The sequence below is a fragment of the Pseudomonas sp. QE6 genome, from assembly GCF_041379005.1.
Classification (GTDB): Bacteria; Pseudomonadota; Gammaproteobacteria; order Pseudomonadales; family Pseudomonadaceae; genus Pseudomonas.
This window is the reverse complement of sequence record NZ_CP166873.1, coordinates 3,651,029-3,676,386: the sequence shown is the minus strand read 5'-3', so window position 1 is coordinate 3,676,386 and position 25,358 is coordinate 3,651,029. Positions and strand designations below refer to the sequence as shown.

19 protein-coding genes are annotated in these 25,358 nt (G+C 60.1%); 12 read left to right on the top strand and 7 right to left on the bottom strand.

Annotated features, from left to right (window positions below):
• Positions 1-5 precede the first annotated feature (5 nt).
• The 4 genes from ACAW63_RS16970 (at position 6) to ACAW63_RS16955 (ending at position 5,600) form a co-directional block, all read left to right on the top strand.
• Complete coding sequence (locus ACAW63_RS16970) at positions 6-1,097, top strand: VOC family protein (RefSeq protein WP_371227044.1); 1,092 nt, start codon at positions 6-8, stop codon at positions 1,095-1,097.
• Positions 1,098-1,265: 168 nt separating this feature from the next.
• The gene (locus ACAW63_RS16965; protein ID WP_371227042.1) at positions 1,266-2,222 is read left to right on the top strand and encodes a fumarylacetoacetate hydrolase family protein; all 957 of its coding nucleotides are present in this window, start codon (positions 1,266-1,268) and stop codon (positions 2,220-2,222) included.
• Positions 2,222-4,123: an acyl-CoA synthetase gene (locus tag ACAW63_RS16960; protein ID WP_371227040.1), complete on the top strand. Its 1,902-nt coding sequence runs from the start codon at positions 2,222-2,224 to the stop codon at positions 4,121-4,123. Before ACAW63_RS16965 ends, ACAW63_RS16960 begins: the two co-directional genes overlap by 1 nt.
• Positions 4,124-4,286: 163 nt before the next feature.
• Complete coding sequence (locus tag ACAW63_RS16955; protein ID WP_371227038.1) at positions 4,287-5,600, top strand: OmpP1/FadL family transporter; 1,314 nt, start codon at positions 4,287-4,289, stop codon at positions 5,598-5,600.
• Positions 5,601-6,297: 697 nt separating this feature from the next.
• Here ACAW63_RS16955 and ACAW63_RS16950 read toward each other — a convergent pair.
• Complete coding sequence (locus tag ACAW63_RS16950) at positions 6,298-6,801, bottom strand: hypothetical protein (RefSeq protein WP_371227036.1); 504 nt, start codon at positions 6,799-6,801, stop codon at positions 6,298-6,300.
• 673 nt (positions 6,802-7,474) lie between these two features.
• Between ACAW63_RS16950 and ACAW63_RS16945 the strand changes: the two genes are divergently transcribed.
• The 5 genes from ACAW63_RS16945 to groL all read left to right on the top strand — a co-directional run bounded on the left by ACAW63_RS16945 (position 7,475) and on the right by groL (position 13,352).
• Positions 7,475-7,939 carry a CBS domain-containing protein gene (locus ACAW63_RS16945; RefSeq protein ID WP_371227034.1) on the top strand — a complete coding sequence of 155 codons (465 nt, stop codon included), beginning with the start codon at positions 7,475-7,477 and terminating at the stop codon, positions 7,937-7,939.
• Between the two features lie 10 nt (positions 7,940-7,949).
• A complete protein-coding gene (gene polX, locus ACAW63_RS16940) occupies positions 7,950-9,719 on the top strand; it encodes a DNA polymerase/3'-5' exonuclease PolX (protein ID WP_371227032.1) in 1,770 nt (589 codons plus the stop codon).
• A gap of 18 nt (positions 9,720-9,737) precedes the next feature.
• Positions 9,738-10,400 carry a phosphoribosyltransferase gene (locus ACAW63_RS16935; protein WP_371227031.1) on the top strand — a complete coding sequence of 221 codons (663 nt, stop codon included), beginning with the start codon at positions 9,738-9,740 and terminating at the stop codon, positions 10,398-10,400.
• Between the two features lie 378 nt (positions 10,401-10,778).
• Complete coding sequence (locus ACAW63_RS16930; protein WP_371227029.1) at positions 10,779-11,669, top strand: universal stress protein; 891 nt, start codon at positions 10,779-10,781, stop codon at positions 11,667-11,669.
• A gap of 63 nt (positions 11,670-11,732) precedes the next feature.
• Positions 11,733-13,352 carry a chaperonin GroEL gene (gene groL, locus ACAW63_RS16925; RefSeq protein WP_371227027.1) on the top strand — a complete coding sequence of 540 codons (1,620 nt, stop codon included), beginning with the start codon at positions 11,733-11,735 and terminating at the stop codon, positions 13,350-13,352.
• A gap of 124 nt (positions 13,353-13,476) precedes the next feature.
• On the opposite strand, the gene ACAW63_RS16920 is transcribed toward groL, so the two are convergent.
• Positions 13,477-14,046 (bottom strand): phosphoribosyltransferase family protein, encoded by a 570-nt coding sequence (locus ACAW63_RS16920; RefSeq protein ID WP_371227025.1) that lies wholly within the window; start codon positions 14,044-14,046, stop codon positions 13,477-13,479.
• A 482-nt stretch (positions 14,047-14,528) separates the two neighbouring features.
• Here ACAW63_RS16920 and ACAW63_RS16915 point away from each other — a divergent pair, with 482 nt between their 5' ends.
• Positions 14,529-15,899, top strand: a complete 1,371-nt coding sequence (locus ACAW63_RS16915) for a nicotinate phosphoribosyltransferase (RefSeq protein WP_371227023.1) — start codon at positions 14,529-14,531, stop codon at positions 15,897-15,899.
• A 7-nt stretch (positions 15,900-15,906) separates the two neighbouring features.
• Here the strand turns inward: ACAW63_RS16915 and pncA are convergent, their stop codons facing one another.
• The 5 genes from pncA to ACAW63_RS16890 form a co-directional block, all read right to left on the bottom strand.
• Positions 15,907-16,533, bottom strand: coding sequence for a bifunctional nicotinamidase/pyrazinamidase (gene pncA / locus ACAW63_RS16910; protein WP_371227021.1), 627 nt, complete (start codon positions 16,531-16,533; stop codon positions 15,907-15,909).
• A 207-nt stretch (positions 16,534-16,740) separates the two neighbouring features.
• Positions 16,741-18,777, bottom strand: a complete 2,037-nt coding sequence (locus ACAW63_RS16905; RefSeq protein WP_371227019.1) for an NAD(+) synthase — start codon at positions 18,775-18,777, stop codon at positions 16,741-16,743.
• A gap of 173 nt (positions 18,778-18,950) precedes the next feature.
• On the bottom strand, positions 18,951-21,629 hold the full coding sequence (locus ACAW63_RS16900; protein WP_371227017.1) for a cation-translocating P-type ATPase: 2,679 nt from the start codon (positions 21,627-21,629) through the stop codon (positions 18,951-18,953).
• Positions 21,630-21,677: 48 nt separating this feature from the next.
• Entirely contained in the window at positions 21,678-22,811 is a 1,134-nt protein-coding gene (gene cfa, locus ACAW63_RS16895; protein WP_371234693.1) for a cyclopropane fatty acyl phospholipid synthase, read from the bottom strand.
• A 23-nt stretch (positions 22,812-22,834) separates the two neighbouring features.
• A complete protein-coding gene (locus ACAW63_RS16890; RefSeq protein WP_371227015.1) occupies positions 22,835-23,065 on the bottom strand; it encodes a hypothetical protein in 231 nt (76 codons plus the stop codon).
• Between the two features lie 322 nt (positions 23,066-23,387).
• On the opposite strand from ACAW63_RS16890, the gene fnr reads away from it, so the two are divergent.
• Positions 23,388-24,137 (top strand): fumarate/nitrate reduction transcriptional regulator Fnr, encoded by a 750-nt coding sequence (gene fnr / locus ACAW63_RS16885; RefSeq protein ID WP_371227013.1) that lies wholly within the window; start codon positions 23,388-23,390, stop codon positions 24,135-24,137.
• A gap of 342 nt (positions 24,138-24,479) precedes the next feature.
• A complete protein-coding gene (locus tag ACAW63_RS16880) occupies positions 24,480-25,298 on the top strand; it encodes a CHAD domain-containing protein (RefSeq protein ID WP_371227011.1) in 819 nt (272 codons plus the stop codon).
• The last annotated feature ends 60 nt before the right edge of the window (positions 25,299-25,358 follow it).

The following is a 25,358-nucleotide window of genomic DNA, read 5'->3' as shown; positions in this document are numbered from 1 at the left end:
GAACAATGACCAGCAGTGCTGCATTACTTCGACTGGCGACGCCTCAACCGGCCCGGCACCCCGCTCCCACGGTCAAGGCCCAGCGCCTCGCCCACCTGATCTTCGAGCGCCCCGACCTCGAGGAGGCGGCACGCTTCCTGACCGACTTCGGCCTGACGGTCAGCCATCAGGATGCGGATAGGCTCTATCTTCGTGCAGCCGACCCCACGCCCTATTGCTATCGCATCCAGCGCGCCGCCCGGGCGCGCTTCCTCGGCCTCGGACTGGAAGTGGGCAGCGAGGAGGATCTGGTGCGCCTGACGCGGGTGCCCGGCGCCTCCCCGATCGAACAGATCCAGCATCCGGGCGGCGGCCGGCAGGTCCGGCTGACCGACCCTTCCGGTTTCGTGGTGGAGGCCATCCACGCACAATCGCCCTGCGATCCGCTGCCGCACAGGCCGGCACTTGCGCTCAACTTCGACGAGAGGCAGCCGCGGATCAATGACACCCAGCGGCCTCCGGTAGCGCCGCCCGAGGTGCTGAAGCTGGGCCATGTCGTCATCGAGGTAGCCGATTACCAGGCCACCTGCGGTTGGTACACGCAGCACCTCGGCTTCATTCCCAGTGACGTGCAGGTACTTCCGGACGGCTCGCCGATCGTCGCGTTCATGCGCCTGGATCGGGGTGACACGCCGGCAGACCACCACACCCTCGCCATCGCCCAGGGCTTCATGGCGACCTACAGCCACAGCGCCTACGAACTCGTCGACGCCGATGCCGTGGGCATGGGGCAGCGCGTCCTGCAGGAGCGCAGCTGGACGCATGCCTGGGGAATCGGCCGTCACATCCTGGGCAGCCAGATCTTCGATTACTGGCAGGACCCCTGGGGCGACAAGCACGAGCACTACTGCGACGGCGATGTCTTCACCGCCGCGCACCCCACCGGCGTTCACCTCGTCAGCCCTGAAGCCATGGCGCAGTGGGGGCAGCGAATGCCCAGGAGCTTCACCAAGCCCAAGCTCAGCCCGAGCAACCTGCTCGCCTTGCTGCGCAACCTGCGGCGCAGTCCGGACCTGACGCTGCACAAGCTGAAAGCGCTGATGCGCCTGTTCGCTTAACACCGCGTCAGCGCCCCGATGAATCTCAGCAGACGAGCGGCCCTTCGAGTGAGCGCCGCCCTGGCGGGCTGTGCGCTCATCGGCGGCCCGACCGAGTTCGCCGCATCCCCACAACAAAGCCCCCGAACCCGCGAATACGGGGCAAACGACGCTCCAGGAGTGCCTTCAATGCCAGCCGTACATGTCGTCCGCTTCGAACACCAGAACACCGTCCAATGGGGCGTGATCCGCCAGGGCCGCATCACGCCGATTCCCGGCGAATTCGCCACGACCGGCGACTTCATCCGCCAGAACAGCATCGAGGACCTGGATCTGCTCACGGGCAACGAGTTCGCCGAGAGCGAGGTGAAGGTGCTCTCCCCCGTGACCCGCAACCAGCAGTTCGTGTGCCAGGGCGCCAACTACCGCCAGCACATGATCGAGTCCGGCATGGACCCCGACGCGAAGAAATTCAACATGATCTTCACCAAGGCCACCAGTTGCCTGGTGGCGGCCGACAGCGACCTGATCAAGCCGCGCAACGTGCGCTTCCTGGACTACGAAATCGAACTGGGCCTGGTGATGAAGCGCCCGATCAGCGGTGCCGTATCGGTCACCGACAACAACCTGCACGAGTTCATCGCCGGTGTCGTCGTCGTCAACGACTACTCGGCCCGCGACATCCAGATTCCGCAGATGCAATTCTACAAGGGCAAGAGCTTCCGCACCTTCGGCCCGGTCGGCCCGTACCTCTGCCTGCTGGGCGAAAAGGACATGCACTACCTCAAGGCCTTGCAACTGCGCCTGACGGTCAATGGCCAGGTACGCCAGGACGACAGCACCGCCAACCTGGTCTACGGACCGGCCGAAACCCTTACCGAACTCTCGACGGTCCAGGACCTGGATACAGGCGACCTGATCGCCACCGGCACGCCGGCCGGCTGCGCCCTGTCGATCCCCTCTCCCGCCAAGCAGCGCATCGCCGCCCTGATGCCCGAAGCCACCAAGTGGAAGCTGTTCCTCAAGGCGCAGGAAAGCCGGTCGCAATACCTCAAGGTCGGCGATGTCGTCGAAGCGCGCATTCGCAGTGCCGATGGCGTGATCGACCTGGGGGTTCAACGCAATCGCGTCGTGGGAGAAGCCTGATGACCGTGCAGACACTAGCCGACATCACGGGGCTCGAAAGCATCCCGCTGGCGGAGCGCCACCTGGCCCCGAGCACCTACGAAGCCCTGCGTCGTACCGCCGAACGCGTTCCCGAAGCGCCGGCATTGAGCTTCTTTCCCCAGGCTTCGGACTTCAGACACACCTTCGACTGGAACTACGCGCAGCTCTTCGCGGAAATCACCCGCGCGGCGAACGCTTTCCACGACCTGGGCATAGCGCCCGGGGAGGTGCTCGCCTTCCTCCTGCCCAACCTGCCGGAGACCCACTTCACCATCTGGGGCGGCGAGGCGGCGGGGATCGTCATGGCAATCAACCCCTTGCTCGAGGCCAGGCAGATCACCAGCCTGCTGCAGTCGGCCAAGGCCTCCGTCGTGGTGACGCTGGCGCCCACGTCCGGCAGCGATTCCTGGGCCAGACTGGCCACGCAACTCGGTGACCTGCCAACGGTGCGGCATGTCGTCTGGGTGAGCATGGAAGCCTACGTCGGCGAGCCGCAACGCGCCGCGCTCCGGGCCATGGCAGAAAGGGAGCGTGCGCAGCACAGCGGTGTCTCCATTCATGACCTGCGCACGTTGATGGACGCCCAACCCGGAACCCATCTCAAGAGTGGCCGGCAGATTCGTCCCGACGAGCGCTCCTCCTACTTCTGCACCGGCGGCACCACGGGTCTGCCCAAGATCGCCGCCCGCACGCATGGTTCTGAAGTCTTCAACGCCTGGGCCATGGCGGCCCATCTGCAACCGCGCAGCAGCAGCCAGGTGATCTTCTGCGGCCTTCCGCTCTTCCACGTCAATGGCCAACTGGTCACCGGGCTGATGCCCTGGGCCCTGGGCGATCACGTGATTCTCGGCACGGCACAGGGCTACCGCGACCCCGAGGTCATTCCCCATTTCTGGGAAATGGTCGAGCACTTCGGCATCAACTTCTTCTCCGGCGTGCCAACCGTCTACTCGGCGCTGCTCAGATTCGACCCATCGACCCGCGAGCTGTCGAGCCTTCGATACGCACTCTGCGGCGCCGCACCGATGCCCGTCGAACTGTTTCGCGAATTCGAGCAGCGAACCGGCGTGCGTCTACTCGAAGGATACGGCCTGACCGAAGGAGCCTGTGTCTCCTCGGTGAACCCGCCCGACGGCGAGCGGCGTATCGGCTCCATCGGCATACGCCTGGCCTACCAGGACATGCGCGCGGTGGTCCTGGGCCCAACCGGCGAATACGAGCGCGACGCCCACACCGACGAGGTCGGCGTCATCGCCATTTGCGGCCCGAATCTGTTCGTGGGCTATCTGGATGAAAGCCACAACCAGGGTCTCTGGATCGAAATCGAAGGCCGACGCTGGCTCAACACCGGCGACCTGGGACGCCAGGATGCCGAGGGCTACTTCTGGCTGACCGGCCGCAAGAAGGAGCTGATCATCCGCGGCGGCCACAACATCGACCCGAAGCAGATCGAGGAAGTGCTGCAAGCCCATCCGGCCGTCGCGCTGGCCGCGGCGATCGGCAGCCCGGATGCCTATTCCGGCGAGATTCCGGTGGCCTATGTGCAATTGAAGCCAGGACTGTCCTGCAGCGGCGACGAACTCCTGGCATTCGCCAGCGAGAACATCAGCGAGCGCGCCGCCGTGCCCAAACGCGTCGAAGTCTTGAACGAACTGCCACTGACGGCAGTGGGCAAGATATTCAAACCCGACCTGCAACAGCGGGAAGCCGTCTGCGTCGTCAAACGGGAAATTGCAAACCTGGGACTTCCGGACATTCCGGTAGAAGCCGTGCAGGACAACAAGCGCGGGCTACTCGTGAACATTCACGCAGGAACTTACCAGCAGGCACTGGCGCCGGTGCTGGGACGATACAGCCTGCAGATTCAATGGCGTGAGTGAAGCCAACTCACTTCGATAGATAGAAAGAGCACCGGCTATCGGTGCCATTCCAGTCCAGGTAACGGAAAACCACCCCAAGGGATCCTGACCTATGCGCAGGCGGGCGGAGCTTTGCCTGCTGTTCACGCCTGCGCAATCCAACAAGAACAACAAGAGGTGAAAGATGCATCAGAAGCATTGCGTGAACCCTGAAGAATCCCTTCATCAACAGAGTTGGTTCAAGCTGGCCGTTAGCGCCGTATTGATCGGTAGTTCGACAACGGCACTCGCCAATGGCCTTACGCTCAACGAACAAAGCGCCAGCTCCGCAGGCACGGCCTATGCGGGAAGATCATCGTCCGCCCTGGATTCAAGCACGATATACGGAAACCCGGCCGGGCTGACCAAGTTGCGGCGCAGCGAGGTGAGCGGCGGCGCCGCCATTCTCGCGGTCAGTGACGATATCAGCGACGTCAGAAGCAATGCGTCGGGGACGAACAAGGGCGATTCCGTACCGACGGCCGTCATTCCCTTCGGCTACTGGTCGACCCCCATCGATGAGCGCCTTTCGGTGGGACTCGGATTCTACGTTCCCTTCGGCCTCGTCAATGATTACGAAAGCAGCTTCCAGGGGCGCTACTTCGGTTCTTACAGCAAGACCCGGATCATCACCTTGCAACCGACGATTGCCTATCGCATAAACGAGCATCTATCGATCGGCGGCGGCCCGACCCTCAATCGCTTCGACGCAAAACTTCAGAACAATCTGGCCACCGGCAATCTGAACAATGGCAAGGAGACATTGGTCACGATCAAGGGAGATGATACGGCGATCGGTTACAACATCGGCTTCCTGGTTGATTTCAATGAAGCCACGAGCTGGGGCGTCACCTACCACTCCAAGGTCAGTTATAAATTAAAAGGCCATACGGAAATCTCCGACTCGCCCGACTTTCTATCGTTGAACGGAAAATACAGCGCAACCGTAGACCTCGATACGCCGGAATCGCTGGACACCTCCATCACCCATCACTTCAACGATCGCTGGACCGGCTACCTGGGCACGACCTGGACGCGCTGGAGCCGCCTGGGCAAATTCGAGGCGAGCAACAGCAACGTCTCCCCGATCGGCCAGGCCGCCGGCCTGGGGCGTGTCGGTGAACAGCTGAACTGGCACGACACCTGGTCGACAGCAGTCGGCGCCTCTTATGAGCTGAATCCCCAGTGGCTGCTGCGCGCGGGTTTCGCCTACGACCCTGCACCGGTTCGCAACGCCGACCGTAGCGTGCGCATCCCCGTCGCCAACCGCAAGTCCGTGACTCTGGGCGCCGCCTATTCGCCGGACACCGACATGACTATCGACGTTGCCTACGGTTACCTGTGGGACTCCGAGGCCTCCGTCAATCAATCGAGCGACTCCGGCCTTCAACCGGCGTACAGCGCCAAGTTCAATAGCAGCGCGCACGGACTGGCCTTGCAGTTGACCTATCGCTACTGATCGACGACCGGCCAACGGATCGCGGGCTCCGAACGTCGCCGTCCCCTGACAGGGACCGCGCGCCCGAGCCCGCCAAGCAGCCCCGGCAACAGCGATTAATCCGCGTTGTCGGAACGTGCCCTGACCCGCAGCCGGTGGTCATCAATTGGCTGTCGGCAGAAACCAGCGTTGCGTTGCGCGAATAACCAGTATCGTCTGCCGCGCCAAGCTCGACCTCTCGTTACGGGCTGCTTCGGCTCTGCTACTGCAGCCAGCCCCATTCAAGATCAGTTGGAAAATGGGGTTTCAGCATCCAATTAGGCCAGCCTATGAACAGACCTTTTCCTTGCCCCCGACTGCGTTCTACGTCGGCCAGGCGACTGGCAGAAAACGGCCAAAAGCAGTCATCCATGACCTGCTGCATTCGGTCCAGGCTGTGTGAAAACGCTCGCTCGATTTTGAGGTTCACGTCGCTACGTGAAATCTGCGGATTTTTTTCCAGTTGGCCCGACAGGAATTCGCGAGAACGCGAGAAATCTGCTCTCTTTTTGAGCAGTGCCTGTTCTCAAAAACGTTTTCACACAACCTGGACCCGAAGCAGCCATTCAGCAAGCAATTGCAAACGATGACAGTCGAACGGCAGCGATGCGCTATTCACTAAGACGGCGCCGATGCGACAAAGAGGCCCCTCCAGACGGCGGGGCCTTGGGGGGCACTTCTACGGATTTGGAGTGGATGCGCCACCGCGATACTGCTGGTTCCACATCATGTTGTTCATCATCATCTGCTGCATGTTCAGGTACTGATCCATCATGTACTGCCGCTGGCGAATCTGCTCCGGGGTAAGGTTGGAGTAGTAGCCGCCCATATGGCCCCAGCCGCCGCCCATCATGCCTGGCCCCATTCCGCCATACCCCATCATCCCCGGCCCCCATAACGAATGCATCGAAGCCATGGCGCGCTGCATAGTGCCCGAGTGCTCGTCCAGCAGCTTCTGGCGCTCTTTAGGGTCCTGCGTGCCTTGGAACTTCTGCATTTGCTCCTGCATTGCGGCTAGCTGCTTCTGAACTTGCTCCAGTTGCTTATCAAACTCCGCAGGGTTTGGCGCCTGCGCCTGGGCCTTCTCTCCGGCTTTGGCAGGGCTCTTGTCTGCCCCCATGGCTGGCGCAACGGCAAGGCAGAACGCTAAGGCCGTTGCTAAAGCAATCGAATGATCTTTCATGGGAAGCGCTCTCCGTTTCCTGAGTGGCTGAAAACAACGATGCTTTCCCTTCTTAATCATCTACCCCAGGCCAGAGGGGAATTTGATCTAGATCAGATCACGACAACGCTGTGATCTCGTGAGGCGGTATGCGAGTCGGACTACTCGACTCCTGCCGAGTGTTTTGACCACGCTGCTGTGTCGACCGGTTGAGTCCACAGCCGAAAGCTGGCCTAGGCTCCGGGCATCCGTTTGCGTCCTTCCATCTTCAGCTCGCCGGTCAGGAGGCCCTGCAGCTTGAAGGATTCGTCGCGGCTAACCGACCGCGCTAATAGGCGCTCGCGCCTTGGTCGATTAACTAGCGAGTCTGCCCTTTGACCATTGAAGGGCATTCGCGGCGCTTCGAAGTGATCGAGAACATGAAATTGCTCGGAGCGTGGGCACCTTATCTCGCGAACGATACAGATATAGCAATGGACAAGTACCGAGCATCCATGACCAAGGCTATGAGCACTGGCCCGTGGTGCCCTGATCATCTTCAAGCCGCTCGCCGTCGAACAACCGGGCCATTTATCGACTAATCGGATTGCGCAGATCTAACACAGTACTGATCTGATTGAGATCAAAGTTCGGCATTGGCACCGTGATCATCGTGCAAGAGAAGCGAGCACCCGCTTAGACATGGGAGACCATCATGGCGATCAGTGAGTACTGCAACTGCGATGTCGTTATTGCTGCCCCTAACGTATCCGTCCTGACCGCCGCCAGGCTGATGAGCGAGTATCACGTCGGTGATCTTGTACTGGCTGAGAAAGTCGAGCGGGAGTGTTACCGACCCATTGGGATCATCACTGACCGAGACATCGTGCTCGGGGTTGTCGCGGGCGGCGATATCGAACCGGAACGCATCCAAGCGGCCAACCTCCAATCACGCGATTTGGTGACGGCGAAGGAAAGCGACGACGTGTTCGACGTCATCGCCAAGATGCGCCGGTTCGGCATACGGCGGATACCGATTGTCGATGACCGCGGTCTGTTGGTCGGGATCGTCGCAGCAGATGACCTGTTAGGTGTACTCGCCGAAACATTGCGTGATCTCTCGCAGTTGGTGGCATACCAGAGCTTGCGCGAGGAAGGTGAGTTCGAAAAAGACTATTAGGTAGACGCTAATGCGTAAGTCTCCAAGTGTGGACGTTAAGCCTCAACTGAGTGCTGCGTTGAGCAACGAGCACATAGCACGCGTGTTCGAGGAAATTGCCGATCTGCTTGAGCTGGAAGGGGCAAATCCATTCCGTATCCGCGCCTACCGTAATGCGGCGCGTAGCGTGCTCGCGTCGGAAATAGCGCTCGCTGCGCTTGTGCTTGCCGGTAAACCGCTGCCTAAGCTGCGAGGCATCGGCGATGACCTAGCCGAGAAGGTACGCGTCATCAGCCTCACCGGGAGTTGTCCATTGCTCGAACGCCTCAAAGGCAAGTTTCCGGATGATGGGACCAAACTATTGCAACTGCCTTTTATAGGGGCCAAAAGGGCCCGGCTGCTGCAACAGGAGCTTGGCATCGACACGTTGCCAGCCCTGCAGCGGGCAATGGTAGACGGTCGCCTCGCGCGCCTGCATGGCTTCGGGCCACGCTTGCTGGCGCACTTGGGGAAAGCGCTGCAAGCACTAGGCGGCACGGAGCGCCGCCACCTCCAGGTGGATGCCTTCGGTCAAGCCGAGCCGCTGCTGTCATTCATTCGTGGGCAGAAGGGGGTCATGGGCGTGCAGGTTGCCGGGAGCCTGCGGCGACGACGGGACACCATCGGCGATCTGGATTTCGTTGTGTGCGCGCAAGACAGCACCGAGCCGATTATGCCGTCCTTGCTGAACTATCCCCTGATTGTCGACGTAATGGCCTCAGGAGCGACTCGCAGTAGCCTGCGACTGGACAGCGGAATGCAGGTAGATATCCGCGTCGTTGAGCGGTCCAGTTTCGGCTCGGCGTTGCAGTATCTAACTGGCAGCAAGGCTCATGTCATCGCCCTGCGTCGACGTGCGCATGAGCGTGGCTTCAAACTCAACGAGTATGGCGTTTTCAAAGACACGATGCAGGTTGCGGGAGAGACGGAAGAGGATGTCTATCAGGCGCTTGGCCTCTGCTGGATTCCCCCCGAACTTAGGGAGGACCGTGGCGAAATCGAAGCGGCCGAGCGCAATACGCTACCAGCCCTGATCGAAACCGAGGATCTTCGCGGCGACCTGCACTGCCACACATCCGCGAGCGATGGTCGTCATAGCCTGCGGGAAATGGCCTTGGCGGCGCAGCGCCTGGGTTGGGAATACCTTGCGATAACCGACCACTCGCAACATCAGTACGCTGCCCATGGCTTGGACGCGGACCGCCTGGCTCGCCAGATCGATGAGATCGATCAACTGAATGAAGAGTTGGATTCGCTGACCCTGCTCAAGGGTTGCGAGGTGGATATTCTGCCCGACGGCACGCTGGACCTACCCGACAGCGTCCTGGAACGACTGGACCTGGTGGTGGGTGCCATCCACGGGTATTTCCTCCTGTCTTCTGCGCAACAGACACGCCGAATCCTGAGGGCCATGGATTCGCGATTCTTCACTATCCTTGCGCATCCATCGGGCCGATTGCTTCTGGAACGTGAAGCCTATGCCATGGATATGCCTGCCGTGATAAGACACGCGCGCCAACGTGGCTGCTTCCTTGAACTCAATGCTCAACCTCGGCGCTTGGACCTCGACGAAATCCATTGCCGGCTCGCCAAGGAGAAAGGCGTCTTGGTCAGTGTCAATTCCGACGCGTACCAGCTAGCTGATTTCGCCTTCCTCGACCAGGGAATCGGGCAGGCGCGGAGGGGCTGGCTTGAGCGTGATGATGTGCTCAATACCCGCAGTCTTAAGCAACTGCGCGCACTATTTAGGCAGAGCCGCTGAAGTGGAGGTGAATTTAGAGTGAGGCCGCATTTCATCGACCGCACCGATGCGGGTAGGGTGCTGGCACGGTTGCTGGAAACCTACCGTGGACGCACTGATGTGATTCTGCTTGCCCTCCCGCGCGGCGGCGTACCGGTCGCTTACGAAATCGCCAGCGAACTCGATATTCCAATGGATCTGTTGATCGTGCGAAAGCTTGGCACGCCCCTTTATCCGGAGGTGGCCATGGGGGCGATTGCCAGCGGAAACGTTCGGGTCCTGAACGACGACGTGTTGTTTTCTTATGGATTGGACGAGCGCGCAATCGAGTCGGTACAACGAAAAGAGAACGCGGAGCTGCATCGACGCGAGCGCGTTTATCGAGGCGAGCGGCCACCGCCTATGGTCCGGGGACAGCAGGTGATCCTGGTCGACGATGGTCTAGCAACGGGCGCGACCATGCTGTGTGCCGTGAAGGCCGTGCGTCGACAATTGCCTGCTCGGATCGTGGTCGCGATACCTGTGGCTCCATTGGAAGTGGTTGCCGAACTGCGCGAAGAGGTCGACGAAGTTGTCTGCCCGTACACCCCTGAGCCTTTTTCAGCGATCAGTCGCTGGTATGAACATTTCGAGCAAACGCACGACAAAGAGGTGCTGGAGCTACTACAGCGAGTCTGGCAACGAAAGAAGCAGGCCCGGTGAGCGAGGAGCTCACTGTGTGCTCCTTGAAATGTCCCTGACCAGGTTGAAGCGCCTCGGCACGAATGTCTGGGCAAAAGTGAATTGGCGTATTGCTGTACCTATCTCGAGCGAATGGGGATTGCTGGAATCGCTCTACGCAGGACGTCACTGAATTTGATCCAACGCAATGTTGCTATCACTGAACGTCTGAAACTCAATTCCAGCTCTTCCGCTCAGTGAAGCGACGCTTTGGTCAGTAGTGTGGGTTCTTGTGTGGACCTCGCTTTACCTCAGAGACCGGGATAAGCGCGTTTGCGGATGAGCTTTCGAAGTGAGCTCCCCCAAATGCCAAGTGGGCTGGCTCGCTGATGGCCCGGATCAAAACCCGCGAGGTGTGATATGAGCCAGATCCGCAAATTGTTGTACCTGACCCAACCCGAACAGCACCATTCTCCAGGTTTACAGCGCGCCCTCGCCCTGGCCTCAGCCTGCGACGCTACGCTCCATGTGATGGTCTACGTTGAGCCGTTGGCGACCTACCTGCTTGAAACCAGGCTTAGGATCGAAGTCCGTGACCGCCTTGTCACGCAACAGCGTGAGATGTGGGAAAGCGAGTGCAGAGTCTTGCGAGAGCGGGGAGTGAAGATCACGTCTTCTGTCCTTGCAGCCGAGGATCTGCGGGAAGAAATGCTGCAGAACATCTGCGAGTTGCAGCCCGATCTGGTCATCAAGGATGTTCAGCGTGAGTCAGCACTGATGCGCTCCTTCATTACGCCACTGGATTGGTATCTGGTGAGGCAGAGCCCGACACCAGTGCTGATGGTCAATGAGGTTCGTCACCCCTCGCCGCGAAAGATCGTGGCCGCAGTTGATCCGGCCGATCCGGACACTCAGGTCAGCGGCATCAACGACAAGATCATTTCGGTAGCCAATGGGCTCGCCCTGCAATGCGACGCCGAGCTGCACCTGTTGTTTGTCTACGATGTCATGCCTGTCATGACCGATGCTGGAGGAGGTGGCATAGCCTGGATCAGCCTCGCCGAAGAAATGCGAGGTGAGCTGCATGAGTCGTTCAAGGCTTTGGCGGACAAGTTCGGGGTACCTGAGGAGCGCCGCCATTTCCTGGTGGGGACGGCTGTTCAGAGTATCGCCAGTTTCACAAGGAAGAACGCGATTGACGTCGTAGTGATGGGGCGCATCCACCATAAGACGCTGGACAAGTTAGTCGGCAGCACAACTGAGCACCTGCTCAACCAGATCGACGGAAGCGTACTGACCGTGCGTCCATAGGGTTAGCAACGCGCCAGTGCTGCTCAGGGTGGAAATGACGAAGATGGCTTGGAGGATCTGGAAATGGCACCGACCAATCTCCTCTTCGGTAGCAAGGCACGCGAAAAGGTCCTACAAGGCGCGACTCAGCTCGCCAATGCAGTGCGGGTAACACTCGGGCCCAAGTCCAAGTCCGTCCTGATACGCCGCAGTTGGGGCGCGCCGATTGTATGCAACGACGGCGTGACTATTGCCAAGCAGGTTGACTTGGCGGATCCGGAGGAAAACCTCGGTGCGTTGATGCTCCGTCAAGCGGCAGAGCGCACTGGCGAATCGGTGGGCGACGGAACCAGCACTGCGACTGTACTCGCTCATGCGATTCTGGCTGATGGCATCCGCAATGTCGTAGCCGGTGCGAGTGCAATCGACATCAAGCGAGGGTTGGATCTTGGCTTGCAGTTGGCGGTTGCGTCTTTGAAACAGCAGTCCAAGACAGTTCGCGACCGTAAGGAGAAGGTCCAGGTTGCGAGTATTTCTGCGCACAATGACAGCGTCATTGGCGAACTGGTAGCAGACGCCATGGAAAAGGTAGGTACCGAAGGCGTGATCACCGTTGAGGAATCCCGGACCACCCAGACGGTCGTGGACGTGGTTGAGGGTATGCGATTCGACCATGGTTACCTTTCTCCCTATTTCATTACCGACACCGACAAGATGCAGGTAGTCCTCGAGGACGCCTACCTGCTGTTGAGCGACCAGAAGATCGTTCTCCTCAAGGACCTGATCCCCCTGCTGGAAAACATCGCCAAGAGCGGCCGACCACTGGTCTTCATCGCCGAGGATGTAGAGGGTGAGGCGCTGGCGACACTGGTCGTCAACCAGGTCCAGGGCATTCTGCATACGGTGGCGGTCAAGGCTCCTGGATTCGGTGATCGACGCAAGGAGCTGCTGCAAGACATCGCCGTGCTGACGGGCGGTCAGGTGATTTCCAGCGAACTGGGGCTGCGCATGGAGCAAGTTGATCTGAGTCGGCTTGGGCGCGCCCAGCGGGTAGTTGTGGATCGTGAGAGCACGACATTGATCGGCGGTGCGGGGGAGCGGCAGGCCATTGAGGCACGTATCCAGCAGATCCGCGCGCAAGCTGAGAAGACAACCAGCAGCTACGATCTGGAAAAGCTGCAGGAGCGCCTTGCCAAGCTGTCCGGAGGGGTCGCTGTGATTCGTGTCGGAGCTCCCACGGAGGCGGAGATGAAGACGCGCAAGGATGCTCTGGAAGATGCCATTTCTGCGACAAAGGCGGCTATCGCCGAAGGTCTCGTGCCAGGTGGGGGACTGGCTTTGCTGCGCGCCGTCAAGGCTATTGCTGCGCAAGAGCAGGGAAGCGTTGGCGACATCCGCACTGGTCTTCAAATCTTGCGACGTGCCTTGGAGGCTCCAGCGAGGACCATAGCCGAGAACTCGGCAGTGGATGCCGGCGTGGTCGTTGCGCGTCTTTGCGCCGAAGAAGGAAATATCGGTTTTGATGCCGCAAACAACCAGTATGTGGATATGTACGAAGCGGGCATCGTCGACCCGACAAAGGTAGTACGTATTGCCCTGGAAAATGCTGTTTCCGCTGCCAGCGTGCTGCTGTTGACCGAGGCGACGTTGACCGAGATGCCGGATAAGGAAAGTCGGGGCGGTTCTCCAACGATACCGGAGTAAGCAAGCCCGCGCCGGTCCGCGATTACGGATACGCATAACGAGGTGTCTACTAATTACAGAATCGCTTGGCGATCAGCAGATGGCGGACTTGCACCGTTGTGATCGTGCACACGCGGAGAGCGATTCAGCCGGACCTCTGCCCGTGCCGGACTACATCGATACGGAAGTCGCTTTCGTAAGGTGGAACATTGCATTCGACGATGTCGTTGCACGCCACCTGAAGGTAAATCCCCACAATATCGGCATGGATGGGCTGACGGCGGGCACAGCGGTCAACAAGCACGGCAGTCCGTATGCTTCGAGCCCCGAGTTGGGCAAGGTATGAGCAAGTACGAAGGAGCGAATGCCCTTCATAAAGCACATCATCCACTACCAGTAATGTCGTATCGGCGAGATCCAGCGCACCTAGCTCCTTGCTTTCGGTGAGTAGCGTTTCCGGGTGCAGTAGGCTGAGGTCGTCGGCATAGCGCTTTACCTTGAGGGGGTAGAGCGGTATTTCCTCTCGCCCAAGTTGCTGTACCAGTTTCTGTTGCAGCAGACGCGCCAAGGGCTCACCACGACGCAGAACACCGACCAGGGCGCTCCTACCCTTGGGTAGCAATGGATCGGCTCGACAGGCCATGTCCTGCAAAACGGCCTCCAGCTCCTCGGCTTCATACAAACAGAGGCGCCTGGCTTCGGTCTGGCTACTCATGGTGGAAGTCTTCCGGTGGCTACGATCACTGATTACCCCGCGCATTGGCATACGACTTGACTGCCGTCGGTATTCACCACTCCGCTATGCGCACCTATCAAACTCGATCTAACCCAAGCTCTACTTACACTATGAGTCTAGAAATATTTTTCGAATTTCGGAGATCCTGAGTGGGGGCATGAGCCAACTGGATTGCCATTTCGGCCGTCCGCGTGCTTGGTCGCCCACGACGCTGCTCAGGGAGCGGAGGGGAAATACAGAGCACATTTGATTCGCATCAAAGTGCGGAAACCCACATGGACAGAGGCTGTTTAAATGTCTTCGCGGAGTGCATGAGCAACAGGCCTGTCAGGCCGGAAATACTCGTGTAGCGGCATTGCCACCGGTCATCGATTGAGGAACTCAAGGCACGCCTCAGAAAGTGGGTAGTTTTCGATGAAACTGCGCTCTGTACCAGGACTTCCGTTCTGATGGAGGACTGTATGAATACTGATCGCCCCCATCTCTCCACACCTGGAGTATTGCTGACTGACTTGTACCAGTTGACGATGCTGCAGTCGTACTTCGAGCAGGGAATGTTCGGCACGGCGGTCTTCGAATTCTTTGCTCGAAAGTCGCCGGCATGCCGAAATTTCTATTTGGCGGCAGGGCTGGAGCAGGCACTCGACTACCTTGAGCAACTGAGGTTTTCCGCCGTAGAGCTGGAATGGCTCCGCAGCCAGCGTCTGTTCAAGACGGAGTTCATCGATTACTTGGCTGGCCTGCGCTTCACGGGTGACGTGCACGCCATGGCGGAGGGAACTCCGTTCTTCGCTAACGAGCCGATCCTGCGGGTGACCGCGCCGTTACCCGAAGCCCAACTGGTGGAGTCGCGACTGGTCAATCTTCTGCATTTCCAATCGTTGATCGCCAGCAAGGCCGCCCGCGTCGTTATCCAGGCCCGCGGGGCACGATTGGTCGACTTCGGTCTGCGTCGGGCGCATGGCGCTGAAGCCGGGTTGCTGGCGGCCCGGGCGAGCTACCTCGCAGGTTTCAACGCCACTGCGACTGTACTTGCTGGCGCCCAGTTCGGTATTCCCCTGGCCGGAACTATGGCGCACTCCTTTATCCAGGCCCATGCCAGCGAAACGGAGGCCTTCGAACATTTCGCCCAGAGCCTGCCGGATGCCGTGGTGCTGCTCATTGATACGTACGACACTGAAGCGGGCGCCGCGCGCGTGGTGGAGTTGGAGCCCCGACTGGCGGAGGAAGGGATCCGGGTAAAAGGCGTGCGTATCGACAGCGGCGATCTTGGCAAACACGCGCGAAAAGTGCGTGCAATTCTCGATCATGGTGGCCTTGAAAGGGCCTCGGTGTTTGCCAGCGGCAGCGTCGATGAATACTTGCTGTGCGATTTACTGGAGCAAAGCGCCCCCATCGATGGTTATGGTGTGGGCACAAAGCTGGTTACTTCTGCTGATGTCCCGGCTCTGGATTGCGCATACAAACTGCAAGAATATGCCGGTCTCCCTCGGCGCAAACGCTCTGAAGGCAAGGCTACGTGGCCTGGTCGCAAACAGGTGTACCGACAATACGACCGCGATGGATTCTGCTGTGCAGACGTGCTTACGTTGGAGGACGACAGCGCACCGGGAGTGCCATTGATTCAGCAAGTCATGCATCAGGGGCGACGCCTGAGGCCATCGCCGTCGCTGGACGAAATTCGGAGTTATACGCAGAGTCAGTTGGCCACCTTGCGAGCAACGATGCGTGGTCTACCGCCGGCGACTTATCTGGTGCGCGAGTCAAAGGCATTACAGGCATTGGCCGAGGAGGCCGATCGGCTTATCGAAGGCGCCACTGCCAGACAGTAACCCCGGATCAAAGGCCATTCACCACTGCAACACCGGCTTCGAGCATGACCTGAATGGAGCTTTCAAGCGATCCATTCAGGTCCAGCCCCCGGCAGGCATCGAGTAGCACGACGACCTCGAAGCCTTCTCGACGCGCATCCAGCGCTGAGTACAGTACGCAATAATCGGTAGCCAACCCTGCCAGGAACAGGCGCCTGATGCCCCGCTCACGCAAGTATCCCCCCAGCCCGGTCGGGGTGGTGTGGTCATTCTCGTAGAGTGCGGAGTAGGAGTCGATGGAGTGGCGAAAGCCTTTGCGCAGGATCAGCTCTGCCTTCGGTATGGCGAGCTCTGGGTGTAAAGCCGCACCATGCGTGCCTTGCACACAGTGCACAGGCCATAGTGTCTGCTCGCCATAGGGAAGCTGAATCTTGTTGAAGGGCTCCTGGCCAGGATGGCTGGTGGCGAAACTCTGATGATTGGCAGGGTGCCAATCCTGGGTCAGAACAATATGTTCGAATCGATCAGCGAGGTGGTTGATGATCGGCACCAACGAGTCTGCATTGGGTACTGCCAATGCTCCACCAGAGCAGAAGTCATTCTGTACGTCGATGACAAGAAACAGGTCGGTATTACCGGGAACGATACCGCTCATATCAAGTATCCGCCGATATGTGATGTTCAGTTGGGTGGTCCTTTGCAAGTGTAGAGGCGGATCCGGTTGTGCCGCCGAAACCAGATCGCCGTTGGCGTTCGCAGCGCCGCTTTGTCGCGGTCGATCTTGCCTGGCGGAGACGGTGCTTCCCGCTTAGCGGGGCGGTGCCCAGGCAAATCGTGGCCATCGCTGTTCCTTCCGGGAGGCTCATTCCCAAGGGGGCCTGCGCCGAGTTTCCAGTGCCTGGAGCCATAGCTGTGCAGAATTGTCGCTCGGTGCACGCCAGTCGCCGCGAGGCGACAGCGAGCCACCGGAGCCGACCTTGGGGCCATTGGGCATCGCAGAGCGCTTGAACTGGCTGCCGCCGAAGAAACGCTGCAAAAATACTTGCAGCCAGTGACGAATCTCGTCTCCACCATATGCCCGACGCTCGGTCGCCGGCACCAGCTCTGGCCAACTGCCTTGCTCGGCGACACCCCATGCCTGCTCTGCAAGGTAGGCGACCTTGGCCGGGTGATAGCCAAATCGGCACAGGTAGTAGAGGAAGAAGTCCTGCAGGGCATAGGGGCCAACCGTCTCTTCGGCACTCTGCGGTTCGGGGCCAGGCACCAACTCCGGTGACGGTGCGGTTGCAAGGATGCTGCGAAGCGCCCGACGCACTGCCGGTGGCTGACGTTTCTGCTGCCAGTGCAGCAGATAGCGGATCAGGGTCTTGGGTAGCGAAGCGTTCACCGCGTAGTGGGACATCTGGTCGCCGATGCCGTAAGTGGTGTACCCCAGGGCAAGTTCGGAAAGGTCGCCGGTGCCGACCACCAGGCCGCCGTGCAGGTTGGCCAGGCGAAACAGATGCGAAGTGCGTTCGCCAGCCTGGACGTTTTCAAAAGTGGTGTCGTACAACGGCTCGCCACGCGCGAACGGGTGCCCGATGTCGGCAAGCATCTGTCGGCAGGAAGGACGGATATCGATTTCCGTCGCCGTCATGCCGAGGCTGTGCATCAGCGCCATGGCATTGCGCCGAGTTTGTCGGCCGGTGGCGAGGCCCGGCAGGCTGTAGCCGAGGATCTGCCGGCGGGGACGCCCGAGCAGATCGAAGGCGCCGGCAGCGACCAAGGCAGCTTGGGCCGAGTCCGCACCGCCCGATATTCCAATCACAACGCATTGCGCATTGCAGGCCTGGAGGCGACGCGCGAGCCCCTGTTGTTGAATCGCGTAAACCTCGGCACAGCGCATATACAGCATCACCGGGTCGCTGGGAACATAGGGGTAGCGCGCGATGGGGCGCTCCAGAGGCAGCGAGCCGGCCGGCGGCTCAAAGTCAACAACAATACGCCTGAAGGCTCGCGAGTGCAGGCTCTGCACGCTGGCACAGTCCATAAAACTCGTCGTTCGTTGCCGATCCTGCAGCAGTCGGTCGATATCGATGTCCGCGATAATCATGCCCGGCTCGCTGGAAAAACGCTGGCTTTCGGCGAGCAGGTCTCCGTTCTCGTGGATCAGCGAGTGCCCATCCCAGGCCAGGTCGGTGGTTGACTCTCCGTAGCCGGCAGCGCTGTAAACGTAAGCAGCGATGCAGCGTGCGGACTGACTGGCGCCGAGCAAGCGACGAAACTCGGCCTTGCCGATAGTCGCATTGCTTGCTGAAAGGTTGGTCAACAACGTGGCCCCGGCAAGGGCGGCGTGACTGCTCGGCGGTACGGCAACCCAAAGGTCTTCACAGATCTCCGCATGTAGAGTCAGGCCACGGACATGGGCGAACTCCAGTAGGATATCGCTGCCGAATGGCACGTATCGCCCGGCGAGCCGCAACCGATCAGTGCGAATGTCCGAGGCTGACGCGAAGTGGCGTTTCTCGTAGAACTCCCGGTAGTTCGGTCGATAGGTTTTGGGCAGAGCGGCGAGGATCTCTCCCCGATGGATGGCCACCGCGCAGTTGAACAACGCGCTGTCGCCGCGTAATGGAGCGCCGACCAGCAAAAGCGGCAGCAGGTCCCGACTGGCTTCGCGGAGTTGATCCAGGGCCAGTTCCACCGCATCCAGTAAGGCGTCCTGGAGCAGCAGGTCGTCGATCGCGTATCCAGACAAGCCCAGCTCGGGAAACACCGCCACGCCCGCTTGGCGGTGGCTTGCATCGTTAGCCAGACGCAGCGTCGAGGCAAGATTGGCAAGCGGGTCCGCCGGCGTCACTAGCGGGGTGCAGGCGGCAACACGAAAGAACCCGTGTTGATAAGGCGATGCACTGCTCATGGTTGTCTCCAGTGCCGAACTCGAAGTCGGTACTTGGTCCACCATAGCTGGGCCAGTTAGCGCAGGCGAGGTTTGCTACCTATCCAGGTTGAGCCATGTTTCTTGGGAAGAGAGGGAGGCGGTGTTCAGCAACGGACTAGCGCAAGAGAATGCACTGCGTGAGGCCGCCATCGTCACGAGCCCGATCGTCGTGCCAGCCACTTGCGAGTTTCTTCGGCCACGAGCAGTGCCACGGCGAAGGGAACGATTCGGAGCCAGTCCGCCCAAGCCACCGTGGCGGTACCGAAGAAGTCATTGCCCGCCTCGGTCCAGCCGATCAGGAGCAGCGATCCCAATTCCACCAGTACCCCCGCCAACAGCATCCAGTTGCCGGTCAGGCCCGTGTCACGAATGGAGCGCAGGGGGCTGCGGCAGAGAAAGACGTTGATAATCTGCAGCAGGACGATGGTCCCCAGGGATGCCATCGTGGCATAGAGATAAAGCGGGTCGATCGCGGCGAGAGGCTCGCCATGGTGCCAGCCCGCACGGTGCAGTATCAGCAGGAAGATGGTCATGACGGCGGCAGCCTCAATCATGCCGAGGAACAGATAGGCTCGCAGCGCCAGGCCCGGATCAAGCAACCGCTGCAATGGCGGCCGCGGTGGTCGCATCATTACGTCCGGCTCGGGCGGCTCGACACCCAGGCCCAGGGCGGTCAACGAATCGGTACCCATGTCGACGGCCAGCATCTGGATCGGGGTGATCGCCAATGGCACGCGGAACAACGCGAAGGCCAGATAGGGCGCCAGTTCCGGGACGTTGTGAGCGAGGATATAAGTAAGGAACTTGCGGATATTGTCGAACACCGCCCGGCCTTCCTCAATGCCGCTGACGATGCTGGCGAAATTGTCGTCCATGAGCACGATATCGGCCGCCTCCTTGGCGACGTCGGTGCCGCAGCGTCCCATGGCGATGCCGATATGCGCACTCTTTAGTGCCGGGGCGTCATTCACCCCGTCACCGGTCACTGCGACTATGTGCCCCTTGCGAGCGAGCGACTCGACGATCCGTGTCTTCTGGTCCGCCGCGACGCGGGCGAAGATGATATCCGGATGGTCAAGCGCCAGTTGCAGCTGGGTATCGGACAGTAGCTGCAGCTCGTCGCCGACGATGACGCGAGCTTCCCGCCGGGGATCGGCCAGGCCGATCTGGCGGGCCATTGCCAGGGCGGTGCGCGGATGATCGCCGGTGATCATGATGACCCGGATGCCGGCGTTCCGGCAGGTCTCCATGGCCTTCGGAACCGCAACCCTGGGGGGATCCTCGAGCCCAACCAACCCGGCGAAGACCAGATCCCTCTCGGCCTCTGCCGCCGAAATTCCCGCCCCGACAGAGCGGTAGGCCAGCGCCAACACCCTGAGCCCTGCCTCGGCCATCGACTCCTGTGCCTTCACGATGGACTCGCGCATCGCCTCGGTCAAAGGCTGCACGCCGGTCTCGCACAGAGTCTCCACGCAGCATGGCAGGACCCGTTCTGGCGCCCCCTTGCAGTAGAGTGTGGCGCCTTCGGGAGCGGCCTGGATGGTCGACAGGCGCATGCGCTCGGCATCGAAGGGATACTCGTCGATACGGGGCCAGTCCGGCGGCTCGCCCAGCACCTTCCTGGCCAGGTCCAGCAGGGCTACCTCCATCGGATCCCCCTGCCAGGATCGCTCTCCGTCCTCCCGCTTTTCAACGAGGTCATGGCAAAAGGCGGTGGTGAAAAACAGTTGTCGATAGCGCGATTCCAGTTCCAGAGCCTCGCGCACCGGGACGGGACGGTCACCGGCTCCCAGTAGCAAGCTGACCACGGTCATGCGATTCTCGGTCAGGGTGCCGGTCTTGTCGGTGCAAATGATGGTCGTGGCTCCCAGCACTTCCACCGCAGGAAGGTGACGGATGAGCACATTGCGCCGGGCCATACGCTGGGTCGCCAGGACCAGTGCCAGGGTCAGGGTCGGCTGCAACCCTTCTGGAACCATGGCTACGATGATACCGATGGCGAAGACGAAATCCTGTCCGAGGGGCAATCCCATCAGCCAACCAGCGGTGAACAGCAGGACAGCGATCACAACCGCGAGGAGGATGATCGTCCGGCTCAATCGGCCGATTTCGCGGCGTAGGGGTGAAACAGCGCGCCCCCCGGACTGAGTGAGATGGGCAATCTTGCCGAACTCGGTATGCATGCCGGTGGCGAACACGACAGCCTTGCCCCTACCTGCCGCCACTGAGGTGCCAGCGAGCAGGATATTGCGGCCATGTATGCGCCCCTCCCGGTCCGAAGGGAATCCGTCCCGGGGCTGCGGTGCCGACTCGCCGGTGACACTGGCATTGTTGACCAGCAGGCCGAAGGCCTCGATCAGGCGGCAGTCGGCCGGAACGCTGTCGCCTTGATCAAATAGGACCAGGTCGCCAGGTACCAATTGTTCCGCCTCGATGTCCATGGCTTGACCGCCACGCATCACGGTGACCTTGAGGGGCAGGAGACTGCGCAGTGCGGCCAGGGTCCTCTCGACCCGGAACTCCTGCCAGAAGGAGAAGCCGCCGCTGACCAGGATGACTGCGACGATCGCCACCCCCAGTCTGGCCATGCCTTGCCCGGGTGTTACGGATTCCAGGAAGAAGGCTAGGCCAGCTGCAATCCAGAGCACCATGGAAAAGAAACGGGAGAACTCACCCAGCAGGCGTAGGATTGCTGGCTGTGAGCGCTCCCGGCAGATGCGATTGGCGCCATATTCACGAAGGCGTCGCTGTGCCTCTGCGACATCGAGCCCGAAGACGCTCGTCCGCAGGCTGGTCAGTACCTCCTCAGCGGTAAGCTGGGCAATCTTCATTGCCATCGGACTCCGAGTTCATGGAAGGGCACGCGGGGTCGAAACCACTTACAACTGCGGGCGCCGATAACCACCGGCCACGCCGCGCTTGGACAACACCCACTGCCAGAGCTCTATGTCGCGTGCGCGGAAAGCCCCAGCACAACACAGTAGGTAGTAGCGCCACATACGCCGGAAGCGTTCGCCAAGCCTGCAGAAGCGAGGCCAAGCGGCTTCGAAATTGGCGTACCAAGCCATCAGGGTGCGGTCGTAGTAAGCGCCGAAGTTGTGCACGTCCTCGACGACGAAGAAGCGATCTGCGGCATCGCCAATCTGTCCGATGGAGGGCAGGTCGCCATTGGGGAAGATGTAGCGATCGATCCATGGGTCGGGGCGGCCGCGACGCTCGTTCTTGCCAATGGTGTGCAGCAGGAGCAGGCCGTCATCGGCCAGGCATCGGTGGGCGACCTGCATGAACGTCCGGTGGTTCTTGTGCCCAACGTGCTCGAACATGCCCACGCTGGCAATGCAATCGAATTTTTCGTTCAGGCTGCGGTAATCCTGCAGGCGAAACTCCACTGGCAGGCCACGATAATGGTCACTCGCCCAGTTCGCCTGTTCCTGGGAAATGGTCACGCCCACGCACTCGACGCCTAGATGTTGTGCTGCATAAGACATCAGGCTGCCCCAGCCGCAGCCGATGTCTAGTAGGCGCATTCCGGGCTTGAGCTGGAGCTTGCGGCAGATCAGGTCGAGCTTGGCTTCTTGCGCCTGCTCCAGGGTCGTGGCGTTTTCCCAGTAACCGCAGCTGTAGGTCATGCGCGAGTCGAGCATGGCCCGATAGAACTCGTTGCCAAGGTCATAGTGCTGCTTGCCGACCTGCCAGGCGCGCTGACTGTTCTGCAGGTTGAGCAGACGGTAGCGCAATGCATGAACGAGCAGACGCAGCGGCTGGACTTCACGATCCAGGCGAGCACGCAGCAGACGATAGAAGAACTCGTCCAGGTGTTGGGCCTCCCAGTCTCCATCCATGTAGCTTTCGCCGAGGCCGAGGCTCCCCTGGCCGAGCACACGGTCGAATACTTGCGCTCGCAGCACCTGCATGTCCCATGGGCGCTGGCCATTGATCTCGATATCCGCCTTCTGTAGCAGCTTGGCTGCAATACGCCGGAGGTCCGGACCGTTGCTCGGCTGCGAGTCCATCGAGTGACTTCGCAGTGCCCCGTTCATACAGGGATCCTCGAGTCGCGACGCCTGAATTGCTCGGCATCGAACAGGCTGTGACTGAACGGAAGCCACAAGGGCGCGCGGCTGAATTCGTCGAAGAGGCTGTCGATCTGGCGGCGAAGACTCTCGAAGGGTTGCCACGGGTGAAACGGATTGCTGACCTGTCCTGAGATCTTGGCCGATTGGCTGGTGACTGTGGTGACGGGGACTTTTTTCGCGGGCTCGGACATGATGAATTCCTTCGCAGGAAGAAAGTCGCCTTATTGGCGAGATTATTCGATTCTGCGATCGTGAGGGGGAGCCACTTTGATGCCGATCAAACGCGCTGTCGGCGGGCGCGTTCATTTCCCAGGGCGCAACTTGATAGTGCTCAAGGCAATCGGCCTGCCCCCTTTATAGCTTGACGTAAAGCAGGATCCGAAGAGTCTGTTGGGCCGTAGAGCCTAAAGCCAGGATGTTGGGAATACTTGGCCTCCCGTTTATCGACGACTCTGTAGCGACATAGCGAAGCGGCTAAACTTGTATGATCGCCCTTTGGTCGGGGCTTAAGCCATGCCAGACAACCTGCGCCCATCACATCTTCCACAGGTTAACTGCTATGCCTGTTCGCTGAGCCGGCTTTGCCTTCCAGCCAGCCTGACTGATAGCGAGGTGGCGGAACTGGATCAGATAGTCAGGCGCAATCGTCCTCTGCATAAAGGGGAATATCTGTTTCGAGCCGGTGAGCCCATGCGGCAGATATTCGTGTTGCGTTCTGGTGCGCTTAAGACCTATTTGCTCGAAAGCAGCGGTGATCATCAGGTGACAGGCTTTGTTCTACCGGGTGAGCTGATTGGGTTGGATGCAATCGGTGCAGCAGAGTTTCGTAGTTTTGCGTTGGCATTGGAGACCGCAATGGTCTGCGCCATTGACCTTGAACAGCTCGAGGAGCTATCCGGACGTATCCCTGGTCTGCGTCACCAATTGCTGCATATTCTCAGTCAGGGCATCCACGGCGAACACGAACATCTCCGTTGCAATCGTGAGCGAGCGGAGCAGCGCCTTGCACAGTTCCTGCTCAGCTTGTCGGCACGCTATCAACAGCGGGGACTGCGGGAGGACCAGTTCATCCTTCCCATGACGCGCGGCGATATCGGCAATTATCTGGACCTCACACTGGAAACCATCAGCCGCTTGTTCACGCGTTTCGTTCAGAGCGAACTGATTGAATGCCAGGGCCGGGAAGTGCATCTGCTCAACCGCTCGGAGCTGTGTCGATTGAGCGGCATCGAGGAGCAGAACATTTCTCCAGGGCGCCACTGAGTTCCTGCCTTGACCGTTAACCCGATGTCGCACCGAAAGTCAGGCGCAGCGTGCATCAGCTTGGCCGACTCATTCTTCTTCCGAAGCAATCCACGTCGTGCGCAAATGGGCACAGGTCGCTACTTGATTCGCATCAAAGTGAAGCAATGCACGCAGGCACAGGCTGTTTCAGTGCCCGCCAGTACTTCCTGGCGATGCTCAGGAGGTCATCATGATCCAAGCCGGATATCCATTAGCCCCAGAGAACCTTTCGCCACGTCGATCAATAGCGGGTGACCTCGCTTACTGGGCAGATCCCACCCTGATCGAACAGACGCTTCGACAGACCGAGGGGAGATGATCATGAGCGATGCCGATTTCCTGGTCGCCAGGCTCATCGATCAGCAGGTGAATTTTCTTCATGCGGCCGAACGCATCGAAGGCGACACTGATAACGAGGCGTTACATGACTTGCGCATTGCGCTGCGAGGGGCGAGTAGTCTTTTGCTGCCACTGCGTGATCATCCGGGCCTAACCAGATTGGATCAGGCGGTCGCCGACTTGCTAAGGCGCACCAGCGCGCTGAGGGACGCTCAAGTATTGGCTGAAGAGCTGGAGCGTCGTGGATGGCAAGTCGAAGCAGACAAACGCCGTCAGAAGGTGGAAGAGACGTGTCGTCGCTGTATGCACGGACGTGTCGCAAGGCGGGTGAACGCCGAATTCGAGCGCTGGCCAACTGAACTACGCCGGGTCGACGCTGAAACCGGTCTCAGGAAGTTGAAGCGGCGAATTGGAAGGCGCATGGAGCGCGATCTCCAAAAGCTTCGCGAGGCGCTCGTGCTGCAGGGGGGCTGCACAAATGACTGGCATGTCCTTCGCTTGCGGATCAAGCGTGTGCGCTATCTGTGCGAGAGCTATGCAGATTGGCTGACAGCCAAGCGCAAGCTATTGGAAGAGCTCAAGCGCGCACAAACGGCGTTGGGAAGCGAGCGTGACCTGAGCCTATGGTGCAGTGCAGCAGAAAAGGACCCATCGCTTCAGCCCCTTTTAACCACCTGGCTGGTGAGCAAGGTAGATGCACAGCGTGATGTGCGCACGGCGATGGATCGATTGCTGAAGTGCCTTGATGATCGAAGGGGCAGGAAGGGGCCTGTGGCGGCATTGTCGCCCGTCGTTGGCTGACGACGCAGGAGTGTTGGGACACTGATGTCGAAAGCGAATGATCCAGCACCTACGCAATAG